Below are 9,975 nucleotides of genomic sequence, written 5' to 3'. Positions count from 1 at the left end.
CGGGCCGCGAGGGTTTTCCAAAGAGATCTTTGCAGCAGCCTGCAGATCTAGAACCGCAACGGGACGGCTCATCGCTGGTCCGCCAACGCTCAAGACGTGCCCGGAGCGGCATAATCCTTGGCGCTATCCTTGGATCGTCCGACGCCGCGATAGGTGAAACCGTGGCGCTCGGCCGTCTCGGGATCGTAGATGTTGCGCAGGTCGATGAGCACGGGCGCGGACCCGGCCGGCGCCATGATCTGCCGCAGCCGGTCGAGATCGAGCGCCCGGAACGCGTTCCACTCGGTGACGATCACCAAGGCGTCCGCGCCATCCGCGCAAGCGTAGGCGTCTTGCGCGAAGTCCACCCCCGGCAAAAGCGGCCGGGCCTGCTCCATCCCCTCCGGGTCATAGGCGCGCACCTTGGCGCCGGCATCCTGAAGGCCGGCCACGATCGACAGGGACGGCGCCTCGCGCATGTCGTCGGTGTCGGGCTTGAAGGTCAGGCCGAGCAGCGACACGGTCTTGCCCCGGACGCTGCCGCCGCAGGCCTTGATCACCTTGCGGGCCATGGCGCGCTTGCGCTGATCGTTGACCGCCACCACGGTCTCGACCAGCCGCAGCGGCGTGCCGGCATCCTGGGCGGTCTTGACCAGAGCCAGCGTGTCCTTCGGGAAGCACGAGCCGCCGTAGCCAGGGCCGGCATGCAGGAACTTGCTGCCGATCCGGTTGTCGAGGCCGATGCCGCGGGCCACCTGCTGCACATCGGCGCCGACCTCCTCGCACAGGTCGGCGATCTCGTTGATGAAGGTGATCTTGGCGGCCAGGAATGCGTTGGCGGCGTACTTGGTCAGCTCCGCCGTGCGGCGACTGGTCACCACGATCGGCGCGGCGTTGAGATAGAGCGGCCGGTAGACCTCGCGCATCACCGCCTCGGCCCGGGGATCCTCGCTGCCGACCACGATCCGGTCCGGACGCTTGAAGTCGGAGATCGCCGCGCCCTCGCGCAGGAATTCCGGGTTCGACGCCACGGCGACATCCGCCTCGGGCCGCAAGTCACGGATGATGCGCTCGACCTCGTCGCCGGTGCCCACCGGGACCGTCGACTTCGTCACCACCACGGTGAAGCCCGAGAGCGCCCCGGCGATCTCCCGGGCGGCATCGAACACGAAGGACAGGTCGGCGAAGCCGTCGCCGCGCCGCGAGGGGGTCCCCACCGCGATGAACACCGCGTCGGCCTCGGCCACGGCGTCCTGCAGGCTGGAGCCGAAGGCGAGGCGGCCCTGGCGGACGTTCTCGGCGACGAGGGCGTCGAGCCCGGGCTCGTAGATCGGCATGCGGCCGGCGTTCAGGCTCGCGATCTTGTCCGGGTCGCGGTCGATGCAGACCACGCTGTGGCCGAAATCGGCGAGGCAGGCCCCGGACACCAGGCCCACATACCCGGCCCCAATCATCGCAATCCGCATACGGCCCTCCCGGCGACCCGCCGTGCGGCTCGTTGCACTGCAGCATGGTCCGAGACCAGCGACGATGCAACCCGGGCCGCTCGGCAGCGCCCATTTCTATCATGCGCGTGCAACACCGCGGAAACACGACTGTTTTTTGACAGCGTCGACGCTCGCAGCTTGACGGGGCCCGGAGCTTGTCGCCGGCGCGGGCCTTCCGCAGGCGCGTTCGCGGCTTCGCAGCGCGGTCGGCTTCCTGTAGAAGCGCGCCCGCCGGCCGAACGAGGCCGGGCGCCGCCAGGCCCCATACATAGGATCGGCGAAGGACCGCGATGACCGAATTGCCGAACGTGCACGTGCGCGCCGAAATCCTGGCCCAAGCGCTGCCCCACATGCAGCGCTACGACCAGGAGATCGTGGTCATCAAGTATGGCGGCCACGCCATGGGCGACCGCGCCGCGGCCGAGGATTTCGCCGAGGACATCGTCCTCCTGGAGCAATCCGGCGTGAAGCCGATCGTGGTGCACGGCGGCGGCCCGCAGATCGGCAAGATGCTGGACCGGCTCGGCATCCAGTCCGAGTTCCGCGGTGGCCTGCGGGTCACCGACGAGGCCACCGTCGAGGTGGTCGAGATGGTCCTGGCCGGCTCGATCAACAAGCAGATCGTCGGCTGGATCTCGGCGGAGGGCGGCCGGGCCATCGGCCTGTGCGGCAAGGACGGCAACATGGTCCGCGCCAAGCGGGCGATGAAGACCGTCATCGATCCGGAGAATCACACCGAGCAGACCGTCGATCTCGGCCTGGTCGGCGAGCCGGACCATGTCGAGCGCGGCGTCCTCGACGCGGTGCTGAAGGCCGAGCTGATCCCGGTCCTCGCGCCGGTGGCCTACGGGGCCGACGGGCAGACCTACAACGTCAACGCCGACACCTTCGCGGGTGCCATCGCGGGGGCTCTGCGGGCCAAGCGGCTGCTGCTGCTCACCGATGTCCCGGGCGTGCTCGACAAGGACAAGAAGCTGATCCCCGAGCTGACCGTGGAGGATTGCCGGCGCCTGATCGCCGACGGCACGATCACGGGCGGCATGATCCCGAAGATCGAGACCTGCATGTACGCAATCGAGCGGGGTGTGGAGGCGGTCGTCATCCTGGACGGCAAGGTCAACCACGCGGTGCTGCTGGAGCTGTTCACCGATTACGGTGCCGGCACCCTGATCCGCCGGAGCTGATCTCCCTGGGACGGCGATGGGCGGATCGGACGCGGCAACGCCCGCGCCGCTCGCGCATTGTCGTCGTCCCGGCTCAGCCTCGCGCAAGCCCGCGCTGCAAGCCTGACCGCTCCAGGGCGCCGATTCCGGAGGGATCGTCGGCCGGGCCCGCATCGCACCGAGGGTTTTGGGCTGCATCCGATTGCAACGCGATCGGGCCTGGCCCTAGAATCCCTCAGGTTCAGGATCTCAAAGGGACACGGTGCACCACCCGGAGAAAGCCCAGTTCACCACACCCGCCTCCCGTGGGTTTGCCGATGTCGACACCTGGGTGTTCGACCTCGACAACACGCTCTATCCGAGCGACGCGCAGGTCTGGCCGCAGGTGGACGAGCGCATCACGCTCTATGTCATGCGGCTCTATGGGATCGATGGCATCTCGGCCCGCGCCCTGCAGAAATACTTCTACCACCGCTACGGCACGACCCTGACGGCGCTGCTGACGGAGGAGGGGGTCGATCCGCACGACTTCCTCGATTTCGCCCACGACATCGACCACTCGACGATCAAGCTCGACCAGAGCCTCGGCGACGCGATCGAGCGGCTGCCCGGGCGCAAGCTGATCCTGACCAACGGGTCGCGCCGCCATGCCGAGAACGTCGCGGCCAAGCTCGGTATCCTCGACCATTTCGAGGACGTGTTCGACATCGCAGCCGCCAACTTCGTGCCGAAACCCGAGCGCTCGACCTACGAACGGTTCCTGGACGCCCACGGGGTCGAGCCGACTCGCGCCGTCCTCTTCGAGGACATCGCCCGCAACCTCGCGGTACCGCACGATCTCGGCATGGCCACCGTGCTGGTCGTCCCCAAGATCGTCGACCCCTACCGCGAGGCCTTCGAGCAGGAGGCGGTGCGCGAGCCGCATATCGACCACATCACGGACGATCTGGCCGCCTTCCTGTCGGCCTGCGTGCTGCCCGAGGCCACGCGGGGCTCAACGCCCGCGGATCGCCCCTGACGCGACGGCCGGCATCGGCAATCGACAAGCCGTCGGGGATCCTGTAGAGGGCTGCGCAACTCACAACAGGATCGCCGAAATCCTGGTGCCGGACGCCCATGAGGGGCGGCACGGCGCAACGGCTGGAGCTATGCCATGAACATCATCGAGCAGCTGGAGCGCGAGGAAGTCGCGCGCCTCGCCAAGACCATTCCCGATTTCGAGCCGGGTGACACGCTCATCGTCAACGTCCGCGTCAAGGAAGGCGAGCGCACCCGCGTCCAGGCCTACGAGGGCGTCTGCATCGGTCGCCAGGGCGGCGGCCTCAACGAGAGCTTCACGGTCCGCAAGATCTCCTACGGCGAGGGCGTCGAGCGCGTCTTCCCGGTGCATTCGCCGATGATCGATTCGATCAAGGTCGTCCGCCGGGGCAAGGTGCGCCGGGCCAAGCTGTACTACCTGCGCGACCGCCGCGGGAAATCGGCCCGCATCGTCGAGCGCACCGATCGCTACAAGTCCAAGGATACCCCGAAGGCGGCCCCCGCCGCCGCCGAGTAAGGCCCTCGGGTACCCCGGCTCGCAGCCGGGGAACCCGCAGTTTTCAACCGGCCCGGCTCAGCCTGGCCGGTTTTTTCATGCAAGCGGCTCAGGCGGCCCGGACCCGATCGAGGAAGTGGGTGATCTCCGCGGAGAGCAGCCTGGACTTCTGCGACAGTTCGGCGGCGGCACCGAGCACCTGCTCGGCCGCGCCCCCGGATTCCTGGGCGGCGGTCGAGACCTCGGCTATGTTGCCGGTCACCGTGCTGGTGCCGTCCGCCGCCTGCGCCACGCTGCGCACGATCTCGCCGGTGGTCGCCTCCTGCTCCTCGATCGCGGCCGCGACGCTGGTGGCCAGCGTGTTGACCTCGGTGACCGTGCGGCCGATCTCCTGGATCGCCTCCACGGCCTGCCGGGTCGAGACCTGCACGGCGCCGACCCGGATCGCGATCTCCGCCGTCGCCTGCGCGGTCTGGTTGGCCAGTTCCTTCACCTCGCTGGCCACCACCGCGAAGCCGCGCCCGGCCTCGCCGGCGCGGGCCGCCTCGATCGTGGCGTTGAGCGCGAGGAGGTTCGTCTGGCTGGCGATCGCCGCGATCATGCTGGCCACCGCGCCGATCTTCTCCGCGACCTCGGCGAGGTCGCGCACGATCGCGTCGGTCCGCTGCGCCTCCGTGGCCGCCTGGCCGATCATGGCCGACGAGCGCGCCATCTGGCCGGAGATCTCCCGGATGGTCGTCGACATCTCCTCGGTCGCAGCGGCCACGGTCTGCACGCTGGCGGAGGTCTCCTGCGCGGCCTCGGCGACCTGGGCGGAGCGCGCGCTCGTCCGCGTCGCGCTCTGCGCCATCGTGGCGGCGTTGGCCTGCATCGCCGTGGCGGCTGAGGTCAGGCCCCGCATCAGGGTCCCGGCACTGCCCTCGAACTGCCGGGTCAGGGCATCGAGAGCCTGAGCGCGCTCGATCTTGGCCTCGGCATCCCGGGCGGCCGCGACGTCCATCTCGCCCTTGGCGACCAGGGCCTGGCGGAACACCTCGACGGTGGCGGACATCCGGCCGATCTCGTCGCGCCGCTCGCTATCGGAGACCGGGCTCGTGATGTCACCCTCCGCCAGGGCCTGCATCCTCCGGTGCAGGCGGCCGAGCGGCCGGGTGATGCTGCGCCCGATCAGCAGCGAGCCGAGCACCGAGACGCCGACGATGCCCAGGAGCAGGCCCACCACTGTGATCGCCAGCGACCGGAACGCGGCCGCGATGTCGTCGGTATAGGCGCCGGTGACGATGAAGATGTCCCAGGGTGCGAAGCGGGACGCCACGGACACCTTCGGAAAGACACCCTCCCGTCCGGGCCGGAGGTAGGTGTATTCCAGCATCGTCGAGTCTGACGATCTCAGGCCAGCGATGAAGGCGCGAATGATCGGTATGCCGTTGACCGTGAGATCCAGCTGGTTCTTGCCGACGTCCTTCCGGTTCGGCGCGGCGATGGTCCTGCCGTCCATCGCGTAGATCGATATGTAGTTGGTACCGCCACTGTAGCGCATCGCCATGGTCGATTCGGCCAGCTCGGTCAGGGCCGCTTCCTTGGTCATGGTCCCGGCCTTGACCCGCTCGTCGAGGGCCTGGGCGTGCGACTGGATCAGCTCGACCATGGCGCGCAGCGACTGGACGCGCTCGTCCAGCATTTCACGGTGGAATAGATTGAGGCCCAAGCCACCGATCGTAGCAATAATCAGACACGTCAGTATCGTGAGAAGCGAAAGCTTGCGTGACAGCGTCAAATTCGCGAGAGAAAAGCGCATATTGATCTTGATCCTATACGATTGAGGATCAATATGCTCAGCGCAGCGCATAACTCAAGATTTTCTATCAAAAAACCTTTCGCGGACAGTAAAATAATTTCTATATTTGCAACCGTAGTGCGATTAAATACCGACAATCATTATTTGATCTTAAGTAATCGTTCGACCAAACGCAGATCATATCAACAATTTATATTGGAGAGTACGACAGTTCGGATACAGTGCAGCCGATCCATCTCATCGCCGCATGGCAGATCCGCGATGGTGAATGTGAGCGTGCGGATCGTGGCGGCGGGACAGGCCTGGCCCGCAGGGACCGTTCGAGCAGGAGCCGTGCGCCACAAGGGGGCAAGCCGCGCCGATGGCCGTGGCGGTCACCCTCCAACGTCCTCGAGCGCGCGATACTCCGGGCGGCGCGGGGCCGACCAGCGGCGAAGGGCAGGATGCGGGTCTCCGTCCGATTCGAGCGCGAGACAGGGTGCACCTGTTCCACCGAACCCCGGTCCCTCACCCCGCTCCTTTCCGGAGCGGGGGGGCGTCACTGCGCTCTCGCGTCGATTCCGGCCCAAAACCTTCGGGGACCATCCTGCCTCTCTTGGCGAGCCAGGATGACTTCCTTGGCGAGCCAGGATGACTCCCCGCGAAAACCACCGCGTCGGCCGCCGTGCGTGGAGACCCAAGCGGCCTACACCCTCTCAGCTTCCGCGCAGGGCTTCCAGCACCTTGCCGCCGGGGCGACCCGTCGGAGTCATGCCGAGCTTGCGCTCGACGTCCTTGATCGCGTCGCGGGTCTTCTGGCCGACCTTGCCGTCCGGCTCCCCGACATCGTAGCCGCGGGCGGCCAGCCGGGTCTGGAGGTCCCGCCGCTCGGCCCGGGACAGGGGCGGGTCGTCGGTCGGCCAGGCCGCCTGGACGCCGGCCTTGCCGCGCAGCCGGTCCGACAGGACCGCGATGGCGAGACCGTAGGATTCGGCCGCGTTGTAGGAGTAGATCGCGTCGAAGTTCCGGGTGACCAGGAAGGCCGGTCCGTCGATGCCGGCGGGTGCGATGATGCCGGCCGGTCCCTCGCCCGAGAGCGAGCGGCCATCCGCCCGGGTCACGCCGAGCGCGGCCCAGTGGGCGATCGGCTTCTTGTTCTTCCGGCCGGCGGAGGCGACGCTGAAGCCGCGGGGCAGCTTGACCTCGTAGCCCCAGACCTGGCCGTTCTGCCACTTGGCCACGTGCAGGAAGTTCGCCGTGGAGCCGACAGCATCGGCAACCGAATCGACCACGTCCCGCCGGCCGTCGCCGTCACCGTCCACCGCGAGCCTTTGATAGGTGGTCGGCATGAACTGGGTCTGGCCGAAGGCGCCGGCCCAGGAGCCGGTGAGCCTCTCCGGCGCGATGTCGCCGCGCTCGATGATCCGCAGGGTGGCGATCAACTCGCCGCGGAAGAAGTCCCGGCGGCGATTGCTCGAGCAGGCGAGCGTCGCCAGCGACTGCACCAGCGGCATCTTGCCGAGGTTCTTGCCGAAGTTGGACTCGACGCCCCAGACCGCCGCGATGGTGTAGCGGTCGACCCCGTAGCGCGCCTCGGCCTGGGCCAGGGCGGACGCATTCTGGCGCATGGCCGCGCGTCCGTCCTCGACCCGCTCATCGTCCACGAGCGCCGCCATGTAGTCCCAGATCGGCGTCTTGAACTCGGGCTGCGCCTGCGAGAGCTCGATCACCTTGTCGTCGAAGCTGATGCCGCGGGTGGCCGCCTGGAAGGCCTGGGCCGACACCCCGGCCGCCGCCGCCTGCCTCTGGATGCCGGCGAGGCACGAATCGAAATCGGCGCGCGCCGGCACCGCGGCGAGGCCGGCGAGCAGACCGACCCCGAGCGCGACGCCCGATCCGAGGGAGTGAATCCGCATCCTGGCGATCCCGTTCGACGTCCGTTGCATGAACTTCGAATCAGGCAACACCAGGGTTAAGGAGCGGTTAGGCCGCACCGAATCCACCGGCCCGCCCGACGGGCCCGGACGCCGCCGCGCTGCGCCCGAAGTCCGGACCGTGAAATTCAATCGTCCGGTCGCGGTGTCAGTACGGAAATAGATTTGGCGGCGGCTTTAGTTTTCCGACAATCGATGCCTTGGTTGTTGCTAATTAATATCTTCTAATACTTCACAAATGCAGCAATATATTAGAATATTCCCGCCTATTCAATCGGCAATCCGCTCGGAACGATGTGATTCTTGACGGCAACTTATTAACCCACGACTGTTCATATATGACGGAATCAGTTTTTGGACGACGGCAGGAAATCTGGACCATGCGCCTGGTAGATCTATCGATTGCGAAGAAAGTCGTTGGTTCATTCGCTGTTTTAATGATTATTGCGCTGGTAAGCGCGGTTATCAATCATCGGAAACTATCGTTCATCCAATCGTCGATTGGATGGTCGGAGCATACCTACGACGTCCTGAACGTGAACGCGTCCCTGATCACCACGATGGTCGATCGCGAGACCGGCCTGCGGGGCTATCTGGTGACCGCAGACCCGGCGTTCCTCGCGCCGTATCGCAGCGGCACGCAGGCCTTCGACGCGAATCTACAGCGGCTTCGGACGCTGACATCGGACAATCCGGTGCAGCAGGCCCGCATCGCCGAGGTCGAGACCCTGGCGAAGCGCTGGCAGGCCGACATCGCCGAGCCGGAGATCGGCCTGATGGGTCAGCCGAGTACCCAGGCGGAGGCCCGCGCACGCGTGGGGGGCGGCGCCGGCCGGGCGCTCATGGACGCCATTCGCGCCAAGGGTGGGGAGATCGAGGCGACCGAGCGCACCCTGCTGACGGCCCGGCAGGCCGACGAGGCCGACGCCTTCTCGAAATCCTACGCGGCGACGCTGCTGTCCCTCGTCGCCCTCCTGGCGACCGCCATCGCGGGCGCCTTCCTGCTGACCAAGCTCATCGCCATCCCGACGCGCACGATGACGCTGGTGATGGGGGAGCTGGCCCGGGACAATCTCGACGTCACCGTCCCGAGCAGCGACCGGCGCGACGAGATCGGCGGCATGGCGGCGGCGGTCGAGGTGTTCAAGGCCGCGCTGATCGCCAAGCGGTCAGGCGACGCCGCGACCGCCCGGGAAGCGGATGCCAAGGCCCGCCGCGCCGCCCATCTCGACGCCGTGGTGACGCGGTTCGAGACCGAGGTGTCCGGCCTCACCCAAGCCATGGCCGGGGCCGCCACCGAACTCGAAGCGACGGCGCAGTCGATGACCGGCATCGCCGAAGAGACCGACGCGCAGGCGCAGACGGTGGCGGGCGCCGCCGAGCAGGCCTCCTCGAACGTGCAGACGGTGGCCGCCGCCACCGAGGAGCTGTCGATCTCGATCCGGGAGATCAACAGCCAGGTCACCCGGGCGGCCCAGGCCGCGAGCGCGGCCTCCGACGAGGCGATCCAGACCGACGGGGCCGTACAGGTGCTCGCCGAGAGCGCGGAGAAGATCGGCAGCGTCATCGCGTTGATCTCGCAGATCGCCGGGCAGACCAACCTGCTGGCGCTCAACGCCACCATCGAGGCCGCCCGGGCCGGCGATGCCGGCCGCGGCTTCGCGGTGGTCGCCAGCGAGGTCAAGGAGCTGGCCGGCCAGACCACCCGCGCCACCGAGGAGATCGGCGCGCAGATCGGCGCGATCCAGACGGCCACCGGCCACGCGGTCTCGGCGATCCGGTCGATCGCCCGCATCGTCGGCGAGATCGCCACCAGCTCCACCGCGATCGCGGCCGCGATCGAGGAGCAGGGGGCGGCCACCCAGGAGATCGCCCGCAACGTCCAGCAGGCCGCCTCCGGGACCGAGCGGGTCACCGGCAACATCGTCGACGTCAAGCGCGCCGCCGGCGAGACCGGCTCCGCGGCGACCCAGGTGCTGGGCGCAGCGCGCGGCCTCTCCCAGAACTCGAACGACCTCACCCGCGCGGTCGCGACGTTCCTGGCGGACGTGAAGGCGGCCTAAGCGGAGGTCCGCTCAGACTTGCGAGAGCTTTCGCGTCG

7 protein-coding genes are annotated in these 9,975 nt (G+C 67.7%); 4 read left to right on the top strand and 3 right to left on the bottom strand.

What is annotated here, in order from left to right:
- Positions 1–89: 89 nt before the first annotated feature.
- Complete coding sequence (locus tag ACYQPG_RS22260) at positions 90–1,445, bottom strand: UDP-glucose dehydrogenase family protein (protein ID WP_147910003.1); 1,356 nt, start codon at positions 1,443–1,445, stop codon at positions 90–92.
- 311 nt (positions 1,446–1,756) lie between these two features.
- Here ACYQPG_RS22260 and argB point away from each other — a divergent pair, with 311 nt between their 5' ends.
- The 3 genes from argB (at position 1,757) to rplS (ending at position 4,184) form a co-directional block, all read left to right on the top strand.
- Entirely contained in the window at positions 1,757–2,650 is an 894-nt protein-coding gene (argB, locus tag ACYQPG_RS22255) for an acetylglutamate kinase (RefSeq protein WP_147910002.1), read from the top strand.
- A gap of 241 nt (positions 2,651–2,891) precedes the next feature.
- The gene (locus ACYQPG_RS22250) at positions 2,892–3,647 is read left to right on the top strand and encodes a pyrimidine 5'-nucleotidase (protein WP_461231781.1); all 756 of its coding nucleotides are present in this window, start codon (positions 2,892–2,894) and stop codon (positions 3,645–3,647) included.
- Between the two features lie 135 nt (positions 3,648–3,782).
- Entirely contained in the window at positions 3,783–4,184 is a 402-nt protein-coding gene (rplS, locus tag ACYQPG_RS22245; RefSeq protein ID WP_147910000.1) for a 50S ribosomal protein L19, read from the top strand.
- An 88-nt stretch (positions 4,185–4,272) separates the two neighbouring features.
- Here rplS and ACYQPG_RS22240 read toward each other — a convergent pair whose 3' ends face one another.
- Positions 4,273–5,871: a methyl-accepting chemotaxis protein gene (locus ACYQPG_RS22240; RefSeq protein ID WP_461231780.1), complete on the bottom strand. Its 1,599-nt coding sequence runs from the start codon at positions 5,869–5,871 to the stop codon at positions 4,273–4,275.
- 785 nt (positions 5,872–6,656) lie between these two features.
- Positions 6,657–7,856, bottom strand: a complete 1,200-nt coding sequence (locus tag ACYQPG_RS22235; RefSeq protein WP_147939203.1) for a lytic murein transglycosylase — start codon at positions 7,854–7,856, stop codon at positions 6,657–6,659.
- Between the two features lie 356 nt (positions 7,857–8,212).
- Between ACYQPG_RS22235 and ACYQPG_RS22230 the strand changes: the two genes are divergently transcribed.
- Positions 8,213–9,937 (top strand): methyl-accepting chemotaxis protein, encoded by a 1,725-nt coding sequence (locus ACYQPG_RS22230; RefSeq protein ID WP_461231779.1) that lies wholly within the window; start codon positions 8,213–8,215, stop codon positions 9,935–9,937.
- Positions 9,938–9,975: the final 38 nt, after the last annotated feature.

It is taken from the genome of Methylobacterium sp. CM6246, assembly GCF_054818005.1.
The sequence above is the reverse complement of the archived record's forward strand: the minus strand, read 5'-3'. Positions and strand labels throughout refer to the sequence as shown.

What these genes read in the sequence shown, in the direction of transcription:
- ACYQPG_RS22230 (WP_461231779.1), top strand. Translation starts at nt 8,213, where the DNA reads ATGACGGAATCAGTTTTTGGACGACGGCAGGAAATCTGGACCATGCGC.
- ACYQPG_RS22260 (WP_147910003.1), bottom strand. Translation starts at nt 1,445, where the DNA reads ATGCGGATTGCGATGATTGGGGCCGGGTATGTGGGCCTGGTGTCCGGG.
- argB (WP_147910002.1), top strand. Translation starts at nt 1,757, where the DNA reads ATGACCGAATTGCCGAACGTGCACGTGCGCGCCGAAATCCTGGCCCAA.
- ACYQPG_RS22235 (WP_147939203.1), bottom strand. Translation starts at nt 7,856, where the DNA reads ATGCGGATTCACTCCCTCGGATCGGGCGTCGCGCTCGGGGTCGGTCTG.
- rplS (WP_147910000.1), top strand. Translation starts at nt 3,783, where the DNA reads ATGAACATCATCGAGCAGCTGGAGCGCGAGGAAGTCGCGCGCCTCGCC.